Here is a 24,152-nt window from a genome sequence, read left to right as displayed (position 1 = left end):
GGCGCGCACCGCTCGGGGGCGGCTGACGGGTTGTCCTCATCCTATGCGAGTGCATGAGTCGGCCCCCTGGGAAGGAGCCGACAGCGGCGCCTCGGATGGCTGGCCGCCACAGCCGCGGGATACCGCTTGCGGGCGGGCCGGAGGCATCCGTTATCATGGAAACTCGAATCGATTCGACCTCCACGGTCGATCGTGCGGGCCCCGGTGCCGATCGGCAGCGCTGGACGACCCGCGTCATCTCGGTCCGTTCCTCCCTGCGCGCCGAGACCGGCTCAGCCGGTGTCGACGCCGTTCCGCCTCGCCCGCCGCCCGTCGAACCCCTTGCCACGAAACGAAGTCCACTGTTGCTCGACACCGCCTCCATCCCCACGCAGAAGCCCGAAGCCCACCTCCCCGCCGCGCCGAAGCCCCAGCCGACGTCCACGGGTGCCATCCGCACGCTCGGCAGCAACCCGGCCACCGCGCCGATCGTCCTCCACCCGGGCGACTCGATCCCGCACCGCCGTCGCGTCCTCTACATCGTGCTGCTCGGAGCGCTCACCGCGCTCGGCCCGTTCACGATCGACCTCTACCTGCCGGCGTTCCCGGTGCTCGAGGCGGACTTCCAGACCACGGCCGCCATGATCCAGCTGACCCTCACGGGCACGATGATCGGCTTCGCCCTGGGACAGCTCATCGTCGGCCCGCTGAGCGACAAGGTCGGTCGGCGCATCCCGCTGCTGTCGGTGACCGCGCTGCACGTCGTGGCCAGCGTCGGGGCAGCGCTCGCGCCCACGCTCGAGCTGCTGTCGGTGGCCCGCGTGCTCCAGGGCGCCGGCGCCGCGGCCGGTGGTGTCGTCGCCGCCGCGATCGTCCGCGACCTGTTCGGTGGGCGCCGCCTGGTGGTCATGCTCTCCCGACTCGCGCTCGTGTCGGGTGTCGCGCCGGTGCTCGCGCCGCTCGTCGGCTCGGCGCTGCTCGCGGTCATGCCGTGGCGTGGGGTCTTCGTCGTGCTCGCGGTGTACGGCGCGGTCATGCTCGTCGCCTCGATCTTCCTGCTTCCCGAGACGCTGCCGCCCGCGCGTCGCCACGACAAGGGCGCCACGACCGTCTGGCAGCGCTACCGGAGCGTCTTCAGTGACCGCGTCTTCATCGGCGTGCTCATCATCGGCGGCATGACCTTCTCGGGCCTGTTCTCGTACCTGTCGAGCTCGTCGTTCCTCTTCCAGCTGAGCTACGGCCTCTCCGCGCAGCAGTACGGGCTGATGTTCGCCGTCAACTCGCTGGGCGTCGTCGTGGGTGTGCAGACGGCGTCGCGGCTGGCAGCGCGGTTCGGCCCGCAGTGGGTCATGGCCTGGTCGACCGCGGTGCTCGTGGTCGCCGCATCCGCCATCATCGTCACCGACCAGCTCGGCCTGGGCCTGTGGGGCACGATCGTGCCGCTCTTCGTTTTCATGACCGCGTGCGGATTCACGTTCCCCTGCGTGCAGGTGCTCGCGCTCGACCGCCACGGCAAGGCCGCGGGCACCGCGCAGTCGATCATCGGCGCGACGAACTTCGGCGTCGCCGGCCTCATCTCGCCGCTGGTGGGCTGGATCGCGAAGGACGCCGGCATCACCGCCACCACGATGGCCGCGGTCATGGTCGGGTGCGCCGTGATCGGCGTGCTGTCGCTGTGGTTCATCGTGCGCCCGCGCACCGTGGAGCGCCTCGCGCCCTGAGCCGGCGTCAGGCCGGAGGCCGCACAGGCTGCAGGCGGAAGAGGCGGACGGTGCGCCCGGACTCCCGCTCGTAGTTGCGGTAGCCGGGCCACTGGGCCTCGATGCGCGCCCACACCGCGTCGCGCTCGGCGTCCGGCACCGGCGTGGCGCGGACGGGCATGCGCCGCCCGCGCACGGTGATCGCGGCGTCGGGGTGGGCGAGCAGGTTCGCGGTCCAGGCCGGGTGGTGGACACCGGCGAAGTTGGTGCCGGCCACGATCGCGCGGCCGCGCCCGTCGGGCGTGTACATGAGGGGCACGTCCCGCGGCTCACCGGACTTCGCGCCGACGGTGTGGAGCACGAGCGACGGCACCAGCAGCGCGCTCACCTGCACGCGTCCGTGCGACACCCAGGCGACCACGCGCTCGATCGGCGGCAGGAATGCCGGACCGATCACGCGGCGGAACACCCGCGTGCGCGTGAGCGGTGCGATGAGCCTGCGCACCACGTCGACCACCGATGCCACCCGGACCTCCTCGCGCTCGCCGATGAGACCGCACGATAGCACCGGGCTGCGTTCGTACCCGGTGCGTTCGTGCGGTCCCGCGAGGATCGGCGGCCTCGCCGGACCGGTCGCGGCCTCGCCGGACCGGTCGCGGCCACGGGGCGTGCCATGCGGCGCGCCGGGTCCGCAAGGGGGTGGCGGGGATGAACCCTCCGGGCAGAATGGGTCGATGACGACAGTCCAGCGGCGCGTGGCCACGCCGGTCATCGCCTATCTCGCGGTGGGATCGGCGCTGGTCGTGCTGTCGTGCCTGTTGGGCTGGTGGATCTTCGCGCGCGGCGACGAGCCGTTCGCCATCGACACGGCGTGGAATCTGCTCGTTGCCGAGCTGTGGCATCCGGCCCTGACCGGGTTCTCACACGTCATGGACTTCCTGGGCGGAGGGTGGGTCGGCGTCCTCGCGGTGCCGATCGGCGGGGCGATCGCGCTCGTCGTGCTGCGGCGGCCGTGGGCTGCCGCGTACTTCCTCGCCGCTGAGGCGGTGTCGGCGGCGGGGGTGCAGGTGCTGAAGCACCTCTTCGGCCGCGTGCGCCCCGAAGACATCCTCGTCATCTCCGACTACGGTTCATACCCGTCGGGGCATGTGGCCAACGCCGCCACGATCGCGGTCGCTGCGGTGATCATCTTCCCGCGCGTCTGGGTGGGCGTCGTGGGTGCCGCGTGGGTCGTGCTCATGGCCTTCAGCCGCACCTATCTGCATGCGCACTGGCTGAGCGACACCGTCGGCGGAGCGCTCCTCGGCGCCGGCGCGGCGCTGCTCGTGGCGGCGGCGTTCGCCGTTCCGATGACGCGGGAGGGGATGGATGCCTCGGCGAAACGCCCGTGGCTAGGCTGAGCGCATGACCTCCGCCGTGCCCGATTCGCCCGCGTCCGATCCGGCCGTCGTCGCCGCCGAGGCGGAACTCGCGCGACTTCGCGCCGAGGCCGAGGCCGCCGAGGCCCAGCTGAAGGCCGCCCAGGCCAAGGCCGCGCTCGCCGCCGCCGAGGCCGCCGCCGCGAAGGCCAAGGCCACCGCCGCACCCGCGCCCACGGCATCCTCATCTGAGGACGAGAGCCGAAATGCGGAGGCTTCGGGCGGAACTGCTCCTCAGCTCGGCGCAGATCCTCAATCGAGGACGCAGGGGGCGGCGGGTTCGCAGGCCCAGGGGCCCGCGGGAGCGCCCGCCTCGGACGCCACCACGCGGGAACAGAATCCGAGCGAACCAGCCACGCAGCCGACGCAAGACGGCCCTCTCGCCGCACCGGAGGTCGAGAAGGTCACGGCCGGGTACACCTTCGACGCCGGCACCGCGACGCTCGATCTGGGCGCCCTTCTCAACGGGGACCCTGTTCCGTCGGCGCAGATCCGCATCCCGCTGCCGATGATGAACCGCCACGGGCTCGTCGCGGGTGCGACCGGCACGGGCAAGACGCGCACCCTGCAGGGGCTCGCCGAACAACTCGCGGCGAAGGGCGTGCCCGTGTTCGCCGCCGACATCAAGGGCGACCTGTCGGGGGTCGCGACGCCGGGGGAGCCGAGCGAGAAGCTGCTCGCACGCACCCGGGCGATCGGTCAGGACTGGAAGCCCGAGGCATCCGTCACCGAGTACTTCGCGCTGGGCGGGGTGGGCAAGGGCGTGCCGGTGCGGGCGACGGTGTCGGGCTTCGGCCCGCTGCTGCTCAGCAAGGTGCTCGGCCTCAACGACACGCAGGAGTCGAGCCTCGGCCTCGTCTTCCACTACGCCGACGCGAACGGCTTGGCGCTCGTCGACCTGTCGGACCTCCGCGCCGTGCTCACGCACCTCACGAGCGACGAGGGCAAGGCCGAGCTCAAGGAGCTCGGCGGACTGTCTGCGGCGACGGCCGGAGTGATCCTGCGCGAGCTCATCACCTTCGCGGATGCCGGAGCCGACGTGTTCTTCGGCGAGCCCGAGTTCGACGTGGCCGATTTCATCCGCACGGCGCCCGACGGCCGCGGTGTCATCAGCCTGCTCGAGGTACCCGGCGTCATCGACAAGCCGGCGCTGTTCTCGACGTTCCTGATGTACCTGCTGGCGGAACTGTTCGAGATCCTCCCCGAGGTGGGGGATGCCGACAAGCCGAAGCTCGTCTTCTTCTTCGACGAGGCGCACCTGCTGTTCAAGGACGCCTCGAAGGACTTCCTCGCCGCCATCGTGCAGACGGTGCGGCTCATCCGGTCGAAGGGCGTCGGCGTCTTCTTCGTGACGCAGACCCCGAAGGACGTGCCGTCCGATGTGCTCGGCCAGCTCGGCTCGCGTGTGCAGCACGCCCTGCGGGCCTTCACGCCTGACGACGCCAAGGCGCTGCGCGCGACGGTCGGCACCTACCCGAAGTCGGGCTACGACCTCGAGCGCGTGCTGCAGGAGCTCGGCACGGGTGAGGCGATCGTCACCGTGATGAGCGAGAAGGGCGCGCCGACGCCGGTGGCCTGGACGCGGCTGCGCGCGCCGCAGGGCCTCATGTCGCCGACGCCGGAGCCGGCGATCGTCGCGGCCGTGAACGCCTCGCCGCTGCTGGCCAAGTACGGCACGGCGATCGACCGCGAGTCGGCGCGCGAGATCCTCGCGAAGAAGATGCAGGCGGCCGACGACGCGGCCGCCGCCGAGGACGCCGCAGTCGCCAAGGCGAAGGCCGATGCCGAGTACGCGAAGCAGAAGGCGGCGATCGACAAGCAGCAGGCCGCCGCCGACAAGGCGAGCGCCGCCGCCGAGAAGAAGGCGCAGCAGGAGTACGAGCGCCTGCTCAAGAAGACCGCCGGCACGACGCGCACGTCGCGGTCCTCGCAGAAGTCGCCGATCGAGCAGATTCTCAACTCGAAGTCGACCCAGACGATACTGGGTGGGGTGATCCGCGGGATCTTCGGCACCGGTAAGCGCTGACGCATCCCGACCCCGGCGGGTCGCTCCCGATCCGGAGGTCTCGCGTGCGCCGCAGAGTGGTTCTCGTCGCCCTGCTGACGCTCGCCCTGGCGACGGCGGCGGTCGGTGTGTGGCTCGCGATCGCCGCGACGGCCGGGAACACGGATGCTGCGCCTTCGGCGCCCGCGTCACCCTCGGCGTCGGCCGGGGCCCCGGTGACCGCCGACGACTATTGCTACGTCGAGGCGATGATCTACTACCGCGTCAAGGAGCAGGAGCTCGCGGAGACGCTGCTCCGCAAGGACGGCATCGACGCCGGGGCGCTGGGATTCGCCACCGGCATCGCCGCCCGGAACGAGGACGAACTCGACGATCTGCGCGCGTGGTACCTCTCCTGGGCGGACGCGCGTCCGGCCGAGCCGCCGACGGACGGCCCGTGCGGCGGCCACGGATCCGACCACGCGCAGATGCCCGGCATGCCGTCGTGGAGCACGCTGCAGGGATTCGTGGACGCGCAGCACCCCGATGCCGAGCGGCGGTTCGCCGAGATCCTCCAGGCTCAGAATGCGGGCATGATCGCGCTGGTCACGCTCATCCTCGAGGGCGATCCGCATCCGGCGGTGGCGGAGTCCGCCGAGGATGTGCTGAAGCAGGCCGAAGCCGACCAGGAGACGCTGCAGGGGATCCTCGACGCCCTGCCGTGACCTGCGACCCCGCCGGCGTTGACGGATGCCGCGGTCGCAGCATCCACATCCCCCTCCTTCGACAGGTCAACCGGGCTTCGGCCGGAATGGGAAGCGCGATCCGGTCCGGCGGAAGCCCGGTTGACCTGTTGAAGAGGAGGGCATAGGAGCACGGAGGTCACCAGGCGCGGAGAGCGGCGAGGGATCTGATGCGAGCGGAGCGCCACCAGGTGCGCTGCGAGCGGCGAGGGATGCGATGCGAGCGAGCGTCACCAGCCGCTGAGCGAGCCGAGGGGAGCGAGGGCCCGGGCTGCGTCGCGTAGCGCGCCGACGTGGCGGGCCGCCACGGAGAGGCGCGAGATCGAGGTCGAGAGCGTCACCGCCCCGACCGGGCGGGCCGCGTCGTCGTGGATCGGCACCGCGAGGCAGCCCCGATCGGAGGTGAGCAGGGCGACCTGCTCGGTGTACCCGCGCACGGCGTACGCCTCGTGGATCGCGCGCACCTCGTCCGCCGGCGGGGCGACGCGCCAGTTCGGTGCCTGCGGCAGCCGGCGGTCGGGGTGAGCGACGAGCCAGAGATGCCCGATCGCCGAGCGCGTGGGGTCGGCGAGGAGGGCGTCGAGGTCCGACAGCGGCTGGGACTCGTCCTCGTCGAGGACCATCAGGCCCGAGCGGTGGAAGGCGAACAGGTGCACGGCCTCGCCGGTGTCGTCCCGCAGCCGCGCGACCACGGCGGCGTGCTCCGGCCGGGTGCGCGCGCCCACGATCGCGGCGAGCTCCAGCACGCGCGTGCCGAGGAGGAACCCCGAGAAGTCGCCGCGGCGCACGAGGTACTCGTCGCGCACGAGCGAGTTGACGACGCGGTAGACCGTCGCGCGGGGCGCGCCGACGGCACGGGCGATCTCGGCCGCAGAGGCGCCGCGGTCGTCACGCGCGACCTGCTCGAGGATCTCGAGGGCCAGGCCCAGACCCTTCTCCGGCAGGCGGGTGTCGTCCGCGAGGCCCGCGCCGCTCACGTCCGCGCCGGCCCGTCGATGCAGTCCGCGTCGGTCGGCCAGTCGTGCACGCCGATTCTGGCGGCCACACGCGGATGGCGCGCCAGTCGGACCGACCCGGCGACCACGACTGCGGCGAGGATGCCCACGGACCACAGCAGGCCCGCCGGATTGTCGCGCAGCGTCGCGGCGAGGTAGAAGCCCAGCACGCACAGCAGCCCCGCGAGCGGCACGACGCTGAGCAGGACCGCCCGAACGGTCAGCTCGCCGATCCGCGCGAGGAACACCGGAGCCGCCGCGCACACGAGCGCGTATGCGAGCACGAAGCCGAGGATCGACGCCGGTGAGGTGACGATGCGCATGTCCTGCCGGCTGCCGCCCCCCGCGAGGACGGCGACGGGCACCAGCGTGACCACAGCGGCGAGCAGCACCCCGCCGATCGCCGGCACCCCGCGCCGCGACACGCGTCCGAACGCCGCAGGCATCAGTCCCTCGCGGCTCATCGCGAAGACCAAGCGCGTCGCGGCGTTGGTCATCGCGAGCGCGCACGCGAGGAACGAGATCGCCACGATCACGTCGATGAGGGTCGCGAGTCCGGTGACGGAGGCGAGGGATGCCGCACCCGGCCGCTCCGCGACGATCGACAGCTGAGCCGCGGTGCCGACGAGCATCACGAGTCCCGTGGCTCCGACGCTCACCATGATCGCGCGGGGGACGGCGGCGAACGGGCGACGGGTCTCGGGGCCGAGCGCGGCGCCGCTCTCGAATCCCACGAACCCGATGAGGGCGAAGGCGACGCCGGTGATGATCGCCTCGAGCGACACGTCCGGGGCGCGGGGGATGAGAAGACCGACGTCCCAGCGGGTGAGGCTGAGCGCGGCGATGGAGAGGCCGAGCACCGTCACGACCGCGATCGACTCGAGCACCAACAGAACGCGTGTCGACATGCGCAGCCCACGGGCGACGACGAAGGCGATGACCGCCCCGAAGCCGGCCATGAGGGCGGTCACGAGCCACGGCGGAGCGTCGCCTCCGCTCACGATGTTCGCCAGTCGCGTCGACCCGGAGGCCAGCGTGTTCATCGCCACGGCGAGGTAGCCGATGCCCAGCGCGGCACCGGTGAGGAGACCGGCGTGCGAGCCGAGCCCCCGCACCGCGAACGTGTAGAGGGACCCCGTACTCGCGATGCGTCGCGCAAACATGCCGATCACGAGTCCCACGCCCACCACGAGGGTGATCGTGATCGCGATGTCGAGGAAGGCGAAGGAGCCGCTGCGTGCGAAGGCGGCGGCGGGATGGATCAGGAGCACGCCAGCGGGAGCGGTGGCGGCCACGGACTGCGCGACCACGTCGATCGTGTGGGCATGGCGTCGGCGGAGACCGGCGAACGGTGAGCGGGCGCCGAGGTCGTTGCGCGGGCGAGCCCGCTCGATCGCGTCCGCGAGTGCACTGCTCACGCGACCTCCTCGCTTCCGACGCTCGCCGCCGTGCGGCTGGCCGTGACGCTACCGGCTGCGCGTTGCCGGGAACGACGGGGCATGTTTCGGCCTCGTGACGAGCCGTGGGAACGAAGGACGTCGATCGCGCGGCCTCGTCTCACGAAGTTTTCGCCCGACGTTCGCGGACCCGAATCATCGGGAAACGGGGGCGTCCAAGAATCGGCCTCGATGCGGGTGCGAGCCGCGTCATCGCCGTCGAAAGGACTCTTGTGACCGAACAACAGCTCTCCACCGAGGGGGACTCGCCGCCCTCGGACCCGCGGCCCTCGAGGCGGGGCCGCTTCCTCACTCCCCGCACGCTGGGCATCGGCTCGGCGCTCGCCGCGACCGCCGCGGCTGTCGCGCTGGTGTTCGCGACGCAGACCGCTGTGCAGGCGACCTCGTCCCCTGAATCGCCGGCGTCCACCCCCATCGCCGCAGACAGCACCGACGAGGACGCCCCCGAGAAGGCGACGGAGGTTCCGAAGCCGGCCACCGTCGCCGCCGCGTACGACGGGCTCACCGGCGCCGAGGTCGAGTACGTGCGCTTCCTCGGCGCCCAGGACGCCGCGTTCGCTGCGGGCAAGGACCTGTTCGGCGAGCCCGGCCTGCAGTTCCTCTCGACCGACGTCGCCGACCCGCAGGCGTACTCGGACGGGCACCGCCGGCTGCTTTCGCTGTACTACGACTACGCCACCAACGAGTTGGTCAGCATGATCGTCAACGTCACCAACGGCGCGATCGAGTCGGTCGACCGTGCGTCGGGCACGCAGCCCGCGCCGACCGACGCCGAGACCTCGTTCGCGTGGGAGCTGCTGCTCGACGACGACTCGGCGCAGCCCGTGGTCGACGAGTTCGCCGCCCTCACCGGGGGCTCCGTCCTGACCCCGGCATCCGCCGAGGTGCTCCTCACCGCCCACTCGTTCGTGACGGATGCCGGATCCTTCGGCGCCGAATCGTGCGGCATCGACCGGTGCGTGCAGGTGCTCGCCCAGGTCGACGGCGGCGCCTTCCTCACCACCAGCACGTACGTCGTCAACCTGTCGACGCGCGCCGTCCTGTCCATCTCATGACCATGGAGACACTCCCGATGAAACGAACGTCCCTCCGCCGGCTTCTCGGCGCGGGCACCGCGATGGCCCTCCTCGCGGGCGGCCTCGTGCTGTCGGCGCCGGCCGCAGCATCCGCGCAGACCGTCACCGAGGCATCCTGCTCCGGCGAATCCCTCGTCTCGGAGACACTGGAGTCCGGCTCGAGCTGGCAGATGTGCTGGCGCCTCGACACCTACCGCGGCCTCGTGCTCGACAAGATCGCGTACCAGCCGCGGGACGACGCGGCGCCGATCCTCGTGCTCGACTCGATCGCGCTCGCCCAGCTCAACGTGCCCTACGACACCGGAGCCACCGAGTACAACGACGTCACCACCTACCAGGTGGGTGGCCGTCGCCTGCAGGCGATCGAGGCGGTGGACTGCCCGGTCGGCGACGTCTTCAACGCCTGGGTCGACGCGGCTCGCGGCGCGATCCCCGCGCTCTGCATCGGCGAGGAGGACTCGGGCCTCGCGTACCGCTCGAACATCGCGCGCGACGCGCTCTACGCGGCGCAGGGCACGGACCTCGTGCTGCACACGGTGTCGCGTATCGGCTGGTACGAGTACCAGACCGAGTACCGGTTCCACGATGACGGCGAGATCTCGGTGCGCCTCGGCGCGACCGGCGACCTGTCGCCCAACGACTACGTGAACGTCGTCAACCAGGGCTGGCCGATCGCGCCGGGCCAGGAGGACTTCGCCGTCAACCACTACCACTCGGCCTTCTGGCGCGTGGACTTCGGCATCGACTCGGGCGCGAACCAGGTCGTGGAGAAGTTCGCCACCACCCCCACGGGCGAGTACGGCACGACGGGCGACACCGGCCACACCGCGATCCTCGAGACGCAGCTCACCCAGGTCACGAACGAGACAAAGACGATGGGCGCGAACCGCGAGGCGTACCGGGTCGTGAACCCGGAGAGCCTCAACGCGGACGGCCACGCGCGCTCGTACGAGATCATCGTGCCGCGCGACCAGGCCTACAACCTCAACCCCGAGACCGACTTCGACATCGCGTTCACGTCGGCGAAGTCGGACGAGGTGCACGCGAGCCACAACCTCATCCCGTCGAAGGCGGGCCAGATGGTCACCGACTACATCGCCGACGGCGAGTCGCTCGAGGACCCGGTGGCGTGGGTGAACGTCGGCTTCCACCACATCAACCGCGACGAGGACCAGAGCCCCATGCCGATCCACTGGCAGGGCTTCACCCTCTACCCGCGTGACTTCGCCGCGCAGAACCCCAACATCCCCGAGGGCCGCAAGTGGGTCAACGGCGACATGCGGGGCGTTCCGAACCCCAACATCACCCCGACGCCGACGGCGTCGCCCACACCCACGCCGACGACCGAGCCGACGGGTGAGCCCACCCCGACCGCGACGCCGACCACGCCGGGCAACGGCAACGGCAACGGCAACGGCAACGGCAACGGCAACGGCAACGGGAACGGGAACGGCAACGGCAACGGGAACGGGAACGGGAACGGGAACGGGGCCACGCCGGCCGCCGCCTCCGTGACGTTCGGCTCGGGCGAGGTCGCTCCGGGGGCCGCGCAGACGGCCACGGCGAGCGGATTCACCCCTGGCGAGACGGTGAGCGCCGTGCTGCACTCCGACCCCGTCAACGTCGGCACGTTCGTCGCCGACAGCGAGGGTGTCGTGACCGCGCAGTTCGTCGTCCCGTCGGCCACACCGGCCGGTGAGCACACCCTCGTGCTGACCGGGCAGACCTCGTCGGCGGTGGCGCAGGGCACGTTCACGGTGGCATCCGCGTCGCCCGCAGCGGTGTTCGGTGCTCTCGCCGCCACGGGCACCGATGCGAACCGCTGGGCACTCTCGGGGCTCGTGCTCCTGGTCGCCGGCGCGGCCCTCGCCGGCACCTCGTGGTACCTGCGGCGTCAGCAGAGCCTGAAGGCTCACGCCTGACCCGCTCCCGCGGGGCGGCGCCCGGCGCCGTCCCGCGGGACCCTTCCTCGGCGCACCTCGCCGGGGACGAGGCATCCGACAGAAAAGGACAACTGATGCGCAACCGCATCGCCGCACTCGGCGTCGTGCTGGCCCTGTCGACCGTGATCGTCGGCGGTACCGCGGTCGCGCTCGGGCTGACGACGCCGGAGGACTCGGCTCCGCAGGCGGCAGCCTCCGGAGCGATGACGGATGCCGCGACCTCCGCCTACCCGACGCTCGAGGATCACTGCTACATCGAGGGGATGATTCCCCACCACGAGCAGGCGCTCGAGCTGAGCGGCCTGGTGCTCGAGGCCACGGGCGTGCGCGAGCGCACCCGGGCGCTCGCCGAGTTCATCCTCGCGGACCAGACCGCCGAGATCGACACGATGCGCGCGTGGCAGACCGCGTGGCGCGGCGCCATCCCCGCCGACGGTGCGGCCGCCGGCCACCAGGGTCACGGCGCTGCCCAGGCCGCCGCGGGTGCGATCCCGACCGGCTGCAGTGAACACGGGCACGCGGAGATGAAGGGCATGGCGACCGCCGAGCAGCTGGCCGCGCTGGCCGCGGCCGACAGCGCCGCCGCCGACCGGATGTTCCTCGAGCTGATGATCGCGCACCACGTCGGGGCGCTCGAGATGGCCGAGAGCGCCGTCCGTGAGGGGTCGAACGCGTTCGTCCGGAACTCCGGCAAGCATGTGCTCGTCGAACAGGAACGTGAGATCGCCGCGATGACGGCGCTGCTCGCCGAGGTGCCGTGACCCTCGTCGCCGCACCCCAGGGGCCGCTCGCCGTGGCGGCCGGACGGCGCCACCGCACGCTCCTGTCGCTGGCGGCCTTCGTCGCCCCGATCGTGGCGGCGCTGCTCGTCGCCTCGGCGTTCGGCGTCGCGACGGTGCGCCACGACTCGATGAGCCCGACCCTGCACAGCGGCGCCACCGTCGTCTTCGATCGCTGGAGCGCGCCCGCCCGCGGCGACGTCGTCCTCCTCGTCGACCGCGAGGCCTGGTCGGGCACGCCCGACACGCTCATCGTGAAGCGGATCGTCGGCGTCGGCGGAGACGTCGTGGTCTGCTGCGAAGCGGGCAGCGGTCGACTCCTCGTCAACGACCTCCCGCTCGACGAGCCGTATGCCGGCGAGGTGCGCCCGGGTGGCGGCATCCCGTTCCGCGTGACCGTGCCTGAGGGGGCCGTCTGGGTCATGGGCGACAACCGCGCCGGCTCGGCGGACTCGCGGCTCTCCGTGTCGGAGCCCGGCCATGGCGCCGTGCCGCTCGACGACCTCCGCGGGACGGCGCGTCTCTGGTGGGGTGGCTGAGCCGGGGCCGCGGCATCCATCCAACAGGTCAACCGGGGTTCCACAGGAGGGCTCTGCGCGGAATCGTCCGGCGCAAGCCCGGTTGACCTGTTGAAGCCCTTGCGGGCCGGGAACGAACACCGGGGGTCTGACGGCCCCCGGGGTGGTCGCGCCGACCCTCGAGAGCCGCGCGAGGCATAGCCTGGAGGCATGGCGACGAAGCCTCCGTCAGCGGACATCGACGAGACCCGCGTACGCGCGAAGCGGCCCAAGAAGGTCGCCGTGGGCGTGCCCGCGGTGCTGCACGCGCTCGAGATCGCGAACGAGCAGATGGGGGTCGCGCGCTCGGTGCAGACGCTGATGCGCGTGAACCAGAAGGACGGCTTCGACTGCCCCGGGTGCGCCTGGCCGGAGGAGGACAAGCGCCACATCGCCGAGTTCTGCGAGAACGGCGCCAAGGCGGTCGCCGAGGAGGCGACGCTGCGCCGCGTCGGGCCGGAGTTCTTCGCGGCGCACTCGCTCGACGAGCTGCGCGCGCACGACGACTGGTGGCTCGGGCAGCAGGGCCGGCTGACGCACCCCATGGTGCTCGACGAAGGCGCGACGCACTACCGCCCGATCCCGTGGGACGACGCGCTCGCCCTCGTCGCCGACGAGCTCAAGGCCCTCGACGACCCCGACGACGCGGTCTTCTACACGTCGGGCCGCACCTCGAACGAGGCGGCGTTCCTCTACCAGCTGCTCGTGCGCGGGCTCGGCACGAACAACCTGCCGGACTGCTCGAACATGTGCCACGAATCGTCGGGCTCGGCGCTCACCGAGACCATCGGCATCGGCAAGGGCACGGTCTCGATCGAGGACGTCCACGAGGCCGACCTGCTGATCGTCGCCGGCCAGAACCCCGGCACGAACCATCCCCGCATGCTGTCGGCCCTCGAGAAGGCCAAGCAGCGCGGGGCCACGATCATCGCGGTGAACCCGTTGCCCGAGGCGGGTCTCATGCGGTTCGAGAACCCGCAGACGGTGCGCGGCGTCGCCTTCGGCGGTACGAAGCTCGCCGACGAGTTCGTGCAGATCCGCCTCGGCGGCGACCAGGCGCTCTTCCAGGCGATCGGCAAGCACCTCCTCGAGGTGGAGGCCGCCGACGGGGGAGTGCTCGACCACGAGTTCATCGCGGAGCACACGAGCGGCTTCGACGCCTACCGTCAGGCGATGACGGATGCTGCGTGGCGCGACCTCGTCGTCGCCACGGGGCTCCCCGAGAAGGCGCTGCGCCGGGTCGGCGAGGCCGTGCGCACCTCGAAGGCCACGATCGTCTGCTGGGCGATGGGACTGACCCAGCACAAGCATTCGGTGGCCACGCTGCGCGACATCGTCAACGTGCTGCTGCTGCAGGGCAACATCGGGCGACCGGGCGCCGGAGTCTGCCCCGTCCGCGGGCACTCGAACGTGCAGGGCGACCGCACCGTGGGCATCTACGAGAAGCCGTCGACGGCGTTCCTCGACGCGCTCGACGCCGAGTTCGGCTTCGCCGCTCCGCGCGAGCACGGGTTCGACACCGTCCAGGCGATCCGGGCGATGCGCGACGGCCAGGTGCGGTTCTTCATGAGCATGGGCGGCAACTTCGTCTCGGCCACCCCCGACACCGCCGTCGTCGAGGCCGGGATGGCCCGGGTGGGGCTCACCGTCCACGTGTCGACGAAGCTCAACCGGTCGCACGTGGTCACCGGCCACCGCGCCCTCATCCTCCCGACGCTCGGGCGCACCGACCGCGACCGCCGTGGCGGTCGCGAGCAGCGGGTCACGGTGGAGGACTCGATGGGCGCGGTCCACTCCTCGCGCGGCCGTCTCGTCCCACCCTCGGAAGAGCTCCTCAGCGAGGTGGCGATCGTGGCGCGGCTGAGCGCGCTCGTCTTCGGGTCTGAAGGGGGATCGCCGGCGGAAGCACCGCCGAAGCACGTCGGCGACCACGACCGCGGGTACCCCGAGCGCACCGCGGCCGAGGAGGCCGCGGTTGCCGACAACCCGGCCGACCACCCGGTCCCTGAGCTCGTCGAAGGGCCGTCCAACGTCCCGCAGGCCGACTGGGCGGCGCTCGAGGCCGACTACGCGCTCATCCGCGCGCACATCGAGCGGGTCGTGCCGGGCTTCGACGACTACGAGGAGCGCATCGACAAGGGGCGCACGCTGCACCTGCCCAACGGGCCGCGCGACGCCCGGCGGTTCGCGACCGTCGACGGCAAAGCGCGGTTCACGGTGAACCGGCTCGAGTATCCGGTGATCCCGCGCGGTCGGGTCCTGCTGCAGACGCTCCGATCGCACGATCAGTACAACACCACGATCTACGGCAAGGACGACCGGTACCGCGGCATCCACGGCGGCCGGCGCGTGGTGCTCGTGAACGCGAAGGACATCGTGTCGCTGGGGTTCGCGGAGAACGACGTGGTCGACCTCGTGTCGGAGTGGACGCGCCCGGACAGCACGATCGAGGAGCGCCGGGCCGAGGAGTTCCGCATCGTCGCCTACCGCACGCCGCGAGGGAACGCGGCCGCGTACTACCCCGAGACGAACGTGCTCGTTCCCCTCGACTCGGTCGCCGACGTCTCGGGCACGCCGACGTCGAAGTCGGTGATCGTGCGCCTCGAGCGCCGCCCGTGATCCGCGCCCGCACCTAGGCTGGACGCATGACCCGAGCCGCTGTCGTCACCGTGTCGGACCGCTCGGCCGCGGGCTCGCGGACGGATGAGAGCGGACCGCTCGCCGTCGCGGCGCTCCGCGAGGCCGGCTTCGACTGCGCGGATGCCGTCGTCGTCCCCGACGGCGCCGACAGCGTCGAGCGCGCGCTCACCGCGGAGGTCGTCGCGGGCGTGAAGCTCATCGTCACGACCGGCGGAACGGGGGTCTCGCCCCGCGATCAGACGCCCGAGGGCACTGCGCGCGTGGTGACCCGCCAGATCCCCGGGATCTCCGAGGAGCTGCGTCGCCGCGGTGCCGCCGAGAAGCCTGTGGGCATGCTCACGCGCGGCCTGGCCGGCGTCGTCGATCCCCACGGGGTGCTCGTGGTGAACCTTCCGGGATCGCCCGGGGGCGTGGCATCCGGCATGCCCGTCGTGGTCTCGGTCGCCCGCCACGTGCTCGACCAGCTCGGCGGGAGCGATCACTGATGGCCGTGTCGACCGATGCCGTCCGGGTCGCGGCGATCAGCGCCGACCCGCTCGATCTCGACGCCCACCTGCGCGCCGTCGACGACACGCACATGGGCGCGGTCACGACGTTCGTGGGGCGCGTGCGCGATCACGATCCGGATGCCGCCACCGCCGTCGTCGCCCTCGAATACTCCGCTCACCCCGACGCCGCGGCGACGCTCTCGCAGCTGGCGGCGGCCGCCATCGGCTCGACCGGAGCGCTGGTCGCGGTGTCGCACCGGGTCGGAACTCTGCAGGTCGGCGACGCCGCCGTCGTGATCGCGGTCGCCTCGGCGCACCGGGCGGAGGCGTTCGAGGTCTGCCGCGCCCTCATCGAGACGATCAAGACCGACCTCCCGGTGTGGAAGCGCCAGGTCGAGTCCGACGGCACCGCGACCTGGCTCGGCCTCGGCGGCTGAACGCGCACGCCCGCGCCGAGCACAGAATCGGAGATTCTGCGCGACACGCCGGGTCGCGGCATCCGTCCCCGGCGCGTCGCCGGAGAACTCCGATGCTGTGCGGGGGATCAGCCGCCGGCGAAGGGCGGCAGCACGTCGACGAGTTCGTCGGCGGCGAGAGGAGTGTCGTCGTCGACGCGCGAACCGCCGACGAGTACGGCGCAGCGGGGGAGGATCCCGCCGAGGCCCGGATACGCCGCCGACACGGCGTCGCGCAGCGCGCCCAGCGTGGTCTCGGAGCGGCGTTCGGTGTCGAGGCCGGTCGCCTCCTGCGCGGCGGCGAAGTATCGGACGACGGCCACTAGACCTCCCACTCGTTCGCCATGGCGGTGATCGCGGCGACCGCAGCCGCCGTGTCTTCGGGCGAGCCGCCCGCGCGACCCGCGACGAGTCCGGCGGCGAACGCGCTGAAGGGGGCTGCCGGGCGGGCGACTCCGAGCGCTACGTCGCGTGCCAGATCGAGGATCAACGCCACGGGAAGCTCTTCCGGCGCGAGGTCGAACCGCTCGCGCAGCGCGTCGGCCCACGCGTCGAGGGCCTCGGGCGGAAGGGTGCGGGACTGCTCGCTCATGACGGCTCCTCCGGTCCGTGCTCGGCCCGCCTTCGGGCCTCCTTCAGATCCTCCCACGTGTCGACGTCGCGGGTCAGGTCGTCGGGCGCGGCGACGACCGTGATCGCGAGATCGTCGAGCAGCGCGCGGACAGGGGCGTCCCGACCGGCATCCGGAAGGACGGATGCTGCGGCCCGCAGCGCGCCCGTGCGATAGGCGCCGATCAGCCACTGCGGGCGGCTGGTCGCGTCGGCGAGGCAGACGCCGTCGCTGTCGGAGGGGAGAAGGGGGATGTCGCCGACGAGCCTGCGCACGGCGGCGCCGATGCCGGGAAGGTCGCAGGCGAGCAGCAGCGTCCACGCCGGGTCGTCCTGCGCCGACCAGGAGGCGAGGGCGGCGACGACGGCAGCCGCCGGTCCGGTGAACGGCGGATCCTCGCGCACCCAGTCGACCGGCAGCCTCTCGTCGAGGACCGGGGCCACCACGGTGATCGGCCGGGCGGCAGCATCCGTCGCCGCCGTCACCGCCGCCGCCAGGAGAGTGCGCCCGCCCACATCGAACAGCGGCTTCGCCGCGCCGTCGACGCGGGACGCGCGGCCGCCGGCCAGCAGGATCGCGCCGAGGCCGCCAGGAGTCGGGGTCATGCCTCGCCCGGGCGGTGCCAGTCGCCGCTCTTGCCACCGGTCTTCGTCACGATGCGCACGTTCTCGATCGAGGTGCCCTTGTCGAGGCCCTTCACCATGTCGACGACCGCGAGCGCGGCGACCGAGACCGCCGTGAGCGCCTCCATCTCGACGCCGGTGCGGTCGGCGGTGCGGACCGTCGCCTCGATGTCCACCCCGTCGTCGACGATCGCGAGGTCGACCGTGGCGCCGTGCACGCCGATGACGTGCGCGAGGGGCAGGAGCTCGGGGGTGCGCTTGGCGGCCTGGATCCCCGAGATGCGCGCGACGGCGAGCACGTCGCCCTTCGGGACCGAGCCGTCACGCAGCGCGGCGACGACGTCGGGAGCGCAGCGGACGAAGCCGCGCGCCGTGGCGGAGCGCACCGTCGGCTGCTTGAGCGTCACGTCCACCATGCGGGCGTGTCCCGCCTCGTCGAGGTGCGTGAACGTCGGCTGCTCGGTGCTCATGAGATCAGCATGACATCGACGAGGTCGCCGGCTGTGACGGCCTCGACCTCAGCCGGCACGATGGCGTAGGCCTCGGCGCGGCCGAGTCCGCCGGCGAGGTGGGATCCGCCGGAGGTCGCGGGGGTCACCCGCCACGCGCTCGGGTCGGTGCGGTCGATGGTGACGGGGAGGTACTGCCGCCGTCCAGGCGGCGTGCGCCAATCGGCGGCCGCGGGCAGCGTGAGAACGCGGTGGTCCCGCACGAGCCGACCCTGCATGAGCAGCAGGGCGGGCCGCACGAAGACCTCGAACGACACGGCAGCGCTGACCGGGTTGCCGGGCAGACCGAACAGCAGCGCGCCCGAGGGCAGGCGGCCGAAGCCCTGCGGCTTGCCGGGCTGCATCGCGACCTTCGAGAACGTCATCGTGCTCGCGAGCGTCGTCTTCACGACCTCGTACGCGCCCGCGCTCACGCCGCCCGAGAAGACGACGACGTCGGCCGGGTGCGGTGACCGCGGATCGGTCACCTCCGCCAGCACCGCGTCGAGGTCGCCCGGCTCGTCGGGAACGCTCGCGCGTCGAACGACCTCGGCGCCCGCGTCGGTGGCGAGGGCCGCGAGCAGCACGCTGTTCGACTCGGGGATCTGCCCGCGGCGCAGCGGCGCCCCGGGCTCGACGAGCTCGCTGCCGGTCGAGATGACCGCCACACGCGGTCGCCGCGAGACCGCCACCTCCGCGACGCCGCACGCCGCGACGGCCGCGACCTGCAGCGCGCCGAGCACCACGCCCGCGGGGAGCACCTCGTCGCCGGTGCGCGCGTCTTCTCCCGCGCGGCGGACGTGCGCGCCGACGGCGCGCGGCGCGCGCAGCACCGAGATCGACCCGAGCGAGTCGGCGAGTCCGCCGGCCGTGTCCTCGAACGGCACGATCACGTCGGCGTCGGAAGGGACGGGCGATCCCGTCATGATGCGGGCGGCCTCACCCGGCGCGAGCGCCGGGTCGGCGGCGGTCCCTGCAGGCAGGTCGGCGACGACCTGGAGCATCACCGGAGCGTCGGGGGCGGCATCCGTGACATCCGCGAAGCGCACGGCGAAGCCGTCCATCGCGGAGTTGTCGAAGACGGGGATGTCGACGGCCGCCCGCACCGGTTCGCTGAGCGTGCGGCCGTGGGCGTCCGTAAGAGGGATGCGCTCAGTGGGCAGCGGCTGGGCGGCGGCCAGCACGTCGGCGAGCTGCTCCTCGACGGCGCGGAGCCCGCTCACGCGTGCACCGCGCTGATGTCACGGTTGTACGCGTCGATGCCTCCGGCGAGGACGGATGCCTCGACCCCGGCGTCACGCAGGGCCGCCGCTGCGCGCTGCGCGCGCATGCCCACCTGGCAGACGACGACCACGGCCGCCGCGCCGACCCGCGACGGGTCGGCGAGCACGTCGCCGAGGGGCAGCAGCACCGAACCCGGAATGACCCCCCGCTCGGTCTCGAAGGGCTCGCGCACATCGAGCAGCACCGAGCCGGCGCGCTGGGCGGCCAGCGCCTCCGCGGGGGAGAGGTGCGGGATGGCGGGACGCGGTGCCGCATCGACTCGGCTGGACGGGGGTGCCGTGGTTGCGGTCGAGGTCGCATCGGACGCCGGCCGCAGCGGCACCTCGTCGGTGCGACCGCGGAGCGCGTCGATCACGAGCACACGGCCCAAGAGCGGGTCGCCGACACCGGTGATCAGCTTCACGGTCTCGGTCGCAAGAAGTGACCCGACCTGCAGGCACAGCGTGCCGAGCACGCCGACCTGCGCGCATGAGGGGGCTTCGCGCCCGGCGTCCGGCGGGTACAGATCCGCGAGTCTCACGGGGGTCTCTCCCGCAGGCGGGGCCAACCAGAAGACGGTCACCTGCGCGTGGAACTCCTGCACGACGCCCCACACGAGCGGCACGCCGAGCTGCTCGCACGCCGTCGCAACGGCCTCGCGCGTCTCGAACGTGTCGGTGCCGTCGACCACGACGTGCGCGCCCGACAGGAGCTCCGCGGCGTTGTCGGGTGTGAGCAGTGCGCGTACCGGGCGCACCATGGTGGTGGGTGAGAGATCTGCGGCGATGCGCACGGCCGAGTCGACCTTCGGCGCCCCCACATCGCCCACCCGATGCATGACCTGGCGCTGGAGATTGGATGCCTCGACCAGGTCGTCGTCGATCACGGTGATGGTGCCGACCCCCGCGGCGGCGAGGGCCAGCACGACGGGAGAGCCGAGGCCTCCGGCCCCGACGACGGCGACGTGAGCCGCGGCGAGCCGACGCTGGGCGATCTCGCCGAAGCCGGACAGCACACGGTGACGTGCGGTGCGCGTGCGTTCGGCGTCGGTCAGCTCGGCGACCGGCTCGACGAGCGGGGGAAATGCCATGTCCTCAGGCTAGCCGCGCCCGTGGGCGCCGAGGCCGGTCGTTCGGCAGCTCCGATCTGCCGTTCGCCGGTCGCCGTCTTCGATGCCATTGCGGCGTGCGGTCGCGACTGGCATCCTTCTGTCGTTCGGGGAACTGGGTGTGGTTTCGCGATGTCCTTTCGGTGCCGAGGCTGCACCCCTGATCAAGGGGAGGCCGATCATGGCACAGAAGAATCGACGCCGCATCGCGGCGATCGCGGCAGCGGTGGCACTGGGGATCGTCGCGATACCGAGTCCGGCATCCGCTGCCGACTTCGAGTTCACCTTGCCAGCCGGGCAGGCGTGCGCGTTCGAGCTCAAGGTCAATGGAACGGGCGGCTCGCTGATCGACAGGGAGTTCACCAACCCGAAGACGGGCGCCGTCCGAACCTTGTCCGCGGGGCGCGGCTCTGATCTCACCTTCACCAACGTGTCCACAGGTGCGACCTTCTCGCTGAAGGGCAACGGCTCCGTGTTCAGCACGACCGTCGACGTCGATGGCGCGGCGACCATCCGGGGCACCGGACACAACGTGATCATCATGTTCCCGACCGACCACCCGGCCGGCCCCTCGACGACGCTCTACGTCGGTCGCGTGGCATTCGAATCGGATGATCAGTCCAACTTCACGATCCTCAGTTCGTCCGGTCGCACCACCGACATCTGCGCCGAGGTGTCGTAGCGGTCACCGAGCGGTCGTCGGCCGGCCCGTGGCGTCACCGGCGTTCGCAGGCGTCGAGCATCTCGAGCGACCAGTCGTCGACGATGCCGAGCCTCGCCGCGAACGCCGGGTTGACCTGCGCCGTGCCGGTGTACCAGAGCCCGAAGCCGACCTGACGGACGGCGATGTAGTCGTCGACCTGCGACAGGTCGATCGAGCGGCGGGTCTCGTACCCCGTGCGCAGCGCCTCGACGTATGCGGGGTAGTCGTCCTCGAGGCGGTACTCCCACAGCGCGACCGCCAGCTCGTACTGCCGCGGTCCGGTGCCGCAGTCGTCGAAGTCGATCAGCTTGACCCGGTCGCCCTCGAAGAGCGCGTTGCCGAGGTGGAGGTCGGCGTGGATGAGGCCGACGCCGTCGCCGGCCGCGAAGACGTCGGCCATGCGTTCGGCGACGGCTTCGAACCGGACGCGGACGGGCGTCGGCAGCAGCCGCCAGCAGTCCGCCGCGGGGATGCCGCCGTAGATCATGCCGTCGCCGAAGAACGTCTCGTGGTCCCACTGGATCCGCACGAAGTCCTCGGGCGGCATCCAGGCGTCCGCGTGGTCGTGCAGCGCCGCCATCGCGGCACCCAGCCGCCGCAGATGCACCGGGCGCGCGGACTCCTCGTAGATGCGGCCGTCCATCCAGCGCAGCACCGTGCAGACCCGCGTCTCTCCCACCGCGGTGGCGGTGACGGTGACCGCCCCATCGTGCGCCGGCAGAACCTCCGGCACCTCCAGGTCTGTTTCGTCACGGATGCTGCGCAGCCACGCGATCTCGGAGGCGATGGCCCTCGCCGAATCCACCCCTTCACCGTGGCGCTCCGGCCGATGGACCCGGACGAGGTGCCGGCCCGCCGCGCTGTCGTGCCGGAACGTCGTGTTCTCGCCGTGCGTGACGAACGTCAGCCGCCCGTCCGGCAGGGGGGTACTCGCGAAGCGCCGCAAGCGCGACCTGCCGCATCGCGGCGATCTGCTGGCGGCGCGAGAGCATGGACCCTACTGTGCTCCGCAACCGGTTTCTGAGGCAAGCACGTCATGGGGCGACGCGCACGGCCGCACGGCGTCATGTTCGAGCGCAGGGGATGGGGGTCCGGCCTAGCCTGCGTTCATGAGTGACGTGGATCTCGAAGCGCGGACAGGCCGCGCGGTCACCCGGGTCGACGGACGAGAACCGCCGAGGCTCGAACGAGTCTGGGCCGAGGCTCTTCCGGAGCTGTCCCGCCCGGTCGCTCCCGTCCGAACGCCGCAGCCGCGCGTGCTCGTGCTGAACGACGCGGTCGCCGTCGAGCTCGGCCTCGATCCCGACTACCTGCGCTCCTCCGAAGGGGTCCGCTTCCTGACGGGTGAGTCGCTGGGATCGGGTTCCACCCCCGTGGCCCAGGTGTACGCGGGACATCAGTGGGGTGTCTTCACGCCGATCCTCGGCGACGGTCGCGCGGCGCTCCTCGGCGAGCGGCGTGACCGCGGCGGACGCCTGCGCGACGTGCACGTGAAGGGGATCGGCCCCACGTCGATGTCGCGGGTCGACGGGTACGCCGTCGTCGGGCCGATGCTTCGCGAGTTCCTCATGACCGAGGCGATGCACGCACTGCGGGTTCCGACCACGCGGGCGCTCGCCGTGGTCGCCACCGGTGCTCCTCGCGACCATGCCGGTCGCGTGCTGCCCGGCGCCGTCCTCACGCGCACCGCGGCGAGCCACGTGCGGTTCGGCTCGTTCGAGTACGTGGCCGCGCAGGGCGACCTCGCGCTCCTGCGCCGGCTCGCGGATCACGTCATCGCCCGCCACCACCCGGCGGCGGCCGACGCCGATCATCCCTATCGTGCGCTGCTCGAGGGGATCGTGGACGCTGTCGCGGCCCTCACCGCCGACTGGATGCGCATCGGCTTCGTGCACGGCGTGCTCAGCACCGACAACGTGCTGGTGTCCGCGGAGACCATCGACTACGGACCCTGCGCCTTCCTCGACGCGTACGAACCCGGCGCGTACTTCAGCTCCATCGACGAATTCGGCCGTTACGCCTACGACAGGCAGCCCTCGATCATGCGATGGAACCTCGAGCGGCTCGGCGACGCCATCGCGCCACTGCTCGCCGACGATCCCGCTGCCGGGATGCTCGTCGCCGCGGAGATCGTGGACGCGTTCGACGCGCGCTATCGGTCGCACTGGACCGCAGCGTTCCGGCAGAAGCTCGGCTTCGACGATCGGATCGACGCGCAACTCGCCGCCGAGCTCGCCCAGGGCGCGCTCGACCTGCTCGCCGACCACGGGGTGGATTTCACCGGGTTCTGGCGCGATCTCGCGGCGGCCGCGGAGCACGATCAGCGGCCGCTGCGTGATCGCTTCCTCGGTCCGGTCGCCGCGCTGGACGCGTGGCTCCGCCGGTGGTCGGCGCTGGCACCGGATGCCGCCCTCATCCGGGCGACGAACCCGCTGTACATCGCCCGCAACCACATCATCGAGGAAGCGCTGCAGGCAGCGACCGACGGGGACCTCGCGCCTTCCGAGCGGCTGCTCGACCTGCTGCGCGACCCGTGCACCGAGCGATCCGAGAGCGAGTACCGCCGCTTCGCGCGGCCGGCGCCCGACGGCATGCCTCGGCACCGCACCTTCTGCGGCACCTGACCGCGGGCTCGACGCCGCCCGCAGTCACTCGGTGTCCGGACCGCGGTACTTCTTCGGCAGCCCGGCGACCACCAGTTCGTACGAGCGGTCGATCGCCTCGCGCAGCTCGTCGTCGGGGATGGCGCCGCCGGTCTTGAGTCGATTCCACCCCGAGCGGCCGATGTAGGCTGCGACGCTGGCGTCATCGGGATAGCGCGCCAGCCAATCGTCCGCCTCGTCGCGGCTCGTCGCCGCCTTGACGCCGATCGTGCTCCCGTCGCCGAGGAAGACGAAGATCTTGCCGCGCTCGCCCGGACCCACCTTGAAGACCGGGTCGTCTTCCCAGGGCACGTCCTCCCACGCGCCCCACTTCGCGGCGCAGTACGCGCGGATGTCCTCTGGCGTCACGCCCTCAGTATCCTCGCTCGCTCCTCCGCAGGCGAGCCTCCGGCTGAACGCCGGTCGGAACCCTTTCCGCGCCAACCGCTGAGACAAGAAACGCCGCATGTGCGGCGATGCCGAACAGATATGCACGCATCT

24 protein-coding genes are annotated in these 24,152 nt (G+C 71.9%); 13 read left to right on the top strand and 11 right to left on the bottom strand.

Annotation, left to right across the window (positions count from 1 at the left end; translation table 11 throughout):
* Positions 1-344: 344 nt before the first annotated feature.
* Positions 345-1,700 (top strand): multidrug effflux MFS transporter, encoded by a 1,356-nt coding sequence (locus tag ACFVSU_RS05205; RefSeq protein ID WP_387139065.1) that lies wholly within the window; start codon positions 345-347, stop codon positions 1,698-1,700.
* Positions 1,701-1,707: 7 nt separating this feature from the next.
* Here the strand turns inward: ACFVSU_RS05205 and ACFVSU_RS05200 are convergent, their stop codons facing one another.
* Positions 1,708-2,205, bottom strand: coding sequence for a nitroreductase family deazaflavin-dependent oxidoreductase (locus tag ACFVSU_RS05200; RefSeq protein WP_387139062.1), 498 nt, complete (start codon positions 2,203-2,205; stop codon positions 1,708-1,710).
* A 208-nt stretch (positions 2,206-2,413) separates the two neighbouring features.
* Between ACFVSU_RS05200 and ACFVSU_RS05195 the strand changes: the two genes are divergently transcribed.
* Genes ACFVSU_RS05195 through ACFVSU_RS05185 form a run of 3 tightly spaced genes read left to right on the top strand, consistent with a single transcriptional unit; the run spans position 2,414 to position 5,806 of the window.
* On the top strand, positions 2,414-3,079 hold the full coding sequence (locus tag ACFVSU_RS05195) for a phosphatase PAP2 family protein (RefSeq protein WP_387139059.1): 666 nt from the start codon (positions 2,414-2,416) through the stop codon (positions 3,077-3,079).
* Between the two features lie 4 nt (positions 3,080-3,083).
* Complete coding sequence (locus tag ACFVSU_RS05190) at positions 3,084-5,123, top strand: helicase HerA-like domain-containing protein (RefSeq protein WP_387139056.1); 2,040 nt, start codon at positions 3,084-3,086, stop codon at positions 5,121-5,123.
* 44 nt (positions 5,124-5,167) lie between these two features.
* Complete coding sequence (locus ACFVSU_RS05185; protein ID WP_387139054.1) at positions 5,168-5,806, top strand: DUF305 domain-containing protein; 639 nt, start codon at positions 5,168-5,170, stop codon at positions 5,804-5,806.
* Positions 5,807-6,054: 248 nt separating this feature from the next.
* On the opposite strand, the gene ACFVSU_RS05180 is transcribed toward ACFVSU_RS05185, so the two are convergent.
* On the bottom strand, positions 6,055-6,801 hold the full coding sequence (locus tag ACFVSU_RS05180; RefSeq protein WP_387139051.1) for an IclR family transcriptional regulator: 747 nt from the start codon (positions 6,799-6,801) through the stop codon (positions 6,055-6,057).
* Complete coding sequence (locus ACFVSU_RS05175; RefSeq protein WP_387139048.1) at positions 6,798-8,237, bottom strand: APC family permease; 1,440 nt, start codon at positions 8,235-8,237, stop codon at positions 6,798-6,800. Before ACFVSU_RS05175 ends, ACFVSU_RS05180 begins: the two co-directional genes overlap by 4 nt.
* A gap of 251 nt (positions 8,238-8,488) precedes the next feature.
* Between ACFVSU_RS05175 and ACFVSU_RS05170 the strand changes: the two genes are divergently transcribed.
* The 7 genes from ACFVSU_RS05170 to ACFVSU_RS05140 all read left to right on the top strand — a co-directional run bounded on the left by ACFVSU_RS05170 (position 8,489) and on the right by ACFVSU_RS05140 (position 16,196).
* Entirely contained in the window at positions 8,489-9,331 is an 843-nt protein-coding gene (locus tag ACFVSU_RS05170; RefSeq protein ID WP_387139045.1) for a hypothetical protein, read from the top strand.
* A 17-nt stretch (positions 9,332-9,348) separates the two neighbouring features.
* Positions 9,349-11,274, top strand: a complete 1,926-nt coding sequence (locus ACFVSU_RS05165; protein ID WP_387139042.1) for a hypothetical protein — start codon at positions 9,349-9,351, stop codon at positions 11,272-11,274.
* A 95-nt stretch (positions 11,275-11,369) separates the two neighbouring features.
* On the top strand, positions 11,370-12,056 hold the full coding sequence (locus ACFVSU_RS05160; protein ID WP_387139039.1) for a DUF305 domain-containing protein: 687 nt from the start codon (positions 11,370-11,372) through the stop codon (positions 12,054-12,056).
* A complete protein-coding gene (gene lepB, locus ACFVSU_RS05155; protein WP_387139036.1) occupies positions 12,053-12,613 on the top strand; it encodes a signal peptidase I in 561 nt (186 codons plus the stop codon). The genes ACFVSU_RS05160 and lepB overlap by 4 nt, the downstream gene beginning before the upstream one ends.
* Before the next feature lie 189 nt (positions 12,614-12,802).
* A complete protein-coding gene (locus tag ACFVSU_RS05150; RefSeq protein WP_387139033.1) occupies positions 12,803-15,250 on the top strand; it encodes an FdhF/YdeP family oxidoreductase in 2,448 nt (815 codons plus the stop codon).
* 26 nt (positions 15,251-15,276) lie between these two features.
* Complete coding sequence (locus ACFVSU_RS05145; protein WP_387139031.1) at positions 15,277-15,756, top strand: molybdenum cofactor biosynthesis protein B; 480 nt, start codon at positions 15,277-15,279, stop codon at positions 15,754-15,756.
* Positions 15,756-16,196: a molybdenum cofactor biosynthesis protein MoaE gene (locus ACFVSU_RS05140; RefSeq protein ID WP_387139028.1), complete on the top strand. Its 441-nt coding sequence runs from the start codon at positions 15,756-15,758 to the stop codon at positions 16,194-16,196. Before ACFVSU_RS05145 ends, ACFVSU_RS05140 begins: the two co-directional genes overlap by 1 nt.
* Before the next feature lie 107 nt (positions 16,197-16,303).
* On the opposite strand, the gene ACFVSU_RS05135 is transcribed toward ACFVSU_RS05140, so the two are convergent.
* The 6 genes from ACFVSU_RS05135 to ACFVSU_RS05110 are packed head-to-tail and all read right to left on the bottom strand — an operon-like array spanning position 16,304 to position 20,288.
* Positions 16,304-16,537: a MoaD/ThiS family protein gene (locus ACFVSU_RS05135; protein ID WP_387139025.1), complete on the bottom strand. Its 234-nt coding sequence runs from the start codon at positions 16,535-16,537 to the stop codon at positions 16,304-16,306.
* Entirely contained in the window at positions 16,537-16,806 is a 270-nt protein-coding gene (locus ACFVSU_RS05130; RefSeq protein ID WP_056369179.1) for a DUF6457 domain-containing protein, read from the bottom strand. The genes ACFVSU_RS05135 and ACFVSU_RS05130 overlap by 1 nt, the downstream gene beginning before the upstream one ends.
* A complete protein-coding gene (locus ACFVSU_RS05125) occupies positions 16,803-17,429 on the bottom strand; it encodes a molybdenum cofactor guanylyltransferase (protein WP_387139022.1) in 627 nt (208 codons plus the stop codon). The genes ACFVSU_RS05130 and ACFVSU_RS05125 overlap by 4 nt, the downstream gene beginning before the upstream one ends.
* A complete protein-coding gene (gene moaC / locus ACFVSU_RS05120) occupies positions 17,426-17,917 on the bottom strand; it encodes a cyclic pyranopterin monophosphate synthase MoaC (protein WP_387139018.1) in 492 nt (163 codons plus the stop codon). Before moaC ends, ACFVSU_RS05125 begins: the two co-directional genes overlap by 4 nt.
* Positions 17,914-19,158 carry a gephyrin-like molybdotransferase Glp gene (gene glp, locus ACFVSU_RS05115; RefSeq protein WP_387139015.1) on the bottom strand — a complete coding sequence of 415 codons (1,245 nt, stop codon included), beginning with the start codon at positions 19,156-19,158 and terminating at the stop codon, positions 17,914-17,916. Before glp ends, moaC begins: the two co-directional genes overlap by 4 nt.
* Positions 19,155-20,288: a ThiF family adenylyltransferase gene (locus ACFVSU_RS05110; protein WP_387139012.1), complete on the bottom strand. Its 1,134-nt coding sequence runs from the start codon at positions 20,286-20,288 to the stop codon at positions 19,155-19,157. Before ACFVSU_RS05110 ends, glp begins: the two co-directional genes overlap by 4 nt.
* Before the next feature lie 88 nt (positions 20,289-20,376).
* On the opposite strand from ACFVSU_RS05110, the gene ACFVSU_RS05105 reads away from it, so the two are divergent.
* The gene (locus tag ACFVSU_RS05105) at positions 20,377-20,988 is read left to right on the top strand and encodes a hypothetical protein (RefSeq protein WP_387139009.1); all 612 of its coding nucleotides are present in this window, start codon (positions 20,377-20,379) and stop codon (positions 20,986-20,988) included.
* Between the two features lie 34 nt (positions 20,989-21,022).
* On the opposite strand, the gene ACFVSU_RS05100 is transcribed toward ACFVSU_RS05105, so the two are convergent.
* Positions 21,023-21,955: a phosphotransferase enzyme family protein gene (locus ACFVSU_RS05100; RefSeq protein WP_387139006.1), complete on the bottom strand. Its 933-nt coding sequence runs from the start codon at positions 21,953-21,955 to the stop codon at positions 21,023-21,025.
* A gap of 163 nt (positions 21,956-22,118) precedes the next feature.
* On the opposite strand from ACFVSU_RS05100, the gene ACFVSU_RS05095 reads away from it, so the two are divergent.
* On the top strand, positions 22,119-23,633 hold the full coding sequence (locus ACFVSU_RS05095) for a YdiU family protein (RefSeq protein WP_387139003.1): 1,515 nt from the start codon (positions 22,119-22,121) through the stop codon (positions 23,631-23,633).
* Positions 23,634-23,657: 24 nt separating this feature from the next.
* Here ACFVSU_RS05095 and ACFVSU_RS05090 read toward each other — a convergent pair whose 3' ends face one another.
* Positions 23,658-24,020 carry an MmcQ/YjbR family DNA-binding protein gene (locus ACFVSU_RS05090; RefSeq protein ID WP_387139000.1) on the bottom strand — a complete coding sequence of 121 codons (363 nt, stop codon included), beginning with the start codon at positions 24,018-24,020 and terminating at the stop codon, positions 23,658-23,660.
* Between the last annotated feature and the right edge of the window lie 132 nt (positions 24,021-24,152).

The organism is Microbacterium sp. NPDC058062, assembly GCF_042885375.1.
In the GTDB taxonomy this organism is placed as follows: domain Bacteria; phylum Actinomycetota; class Actinomycetes; order Actinomycetales; family Microbacteriaceae; genus Microbacterium; species Microbacterium trichothecenolyticum_C.
This window is presented reverse-complemented; position numbering and strand designations above follow the sequence as displayed.